Origin of the sequence: Pseudomonas sp. ICMP 10191 (genome assembly GCF_001467335.1) — a bacterium.
Classification (GTDB): domain Bacteria; phylum Pseudomonadota; class Gammaproteobacteria; order Pseudomonadales; family Pseudomonadaceae; genus Aquipseudomonas; species Aquipseudomonas cerasi.
Window position 1 is genome coordinate 1 of record NZ_LKGW01000069.1, and the last position, 313, is coordinate 313.

1 pseudogene is annotated in these 313 nt (G+C 61.5%); it reads left to right on the forward strand.

The window, feature by feature from the left end:
• A pseudogene (locus AO388_RS07145) lies at positions 1-313 on the forward strand (RHS repeat domain-containing protein); the annotation flags it as partial.

Consider the following 313-nt stretch of genomic DNA (forward strand, 5'->3'; position numbering starts at 1 on the left):
CTCAACGACGATGCGCGTCAGGACTACGCCTACGACGACGGCGACCGACTGCTGTCAATCGAGCGCAAACCGACGGACACCGGCAGAAAACTGGGAGTCAACGCCGAGAAACTGGAATTTGCCTACGACCTGCTGGGGCGACTGACCACAGAGACCACGCCGCAAGGCGCGCTGGCCTACGACTACGATCCACTCAGCAACCTGACCACGCTGACCCTTCCTACCGGCCAGCACCTGANGTCTACCGCACCCAGAGCAAACTCACCAGTTGCTTCGGCTACGACAGCATGGGCCGCAAAGCGTGGCAGTACGC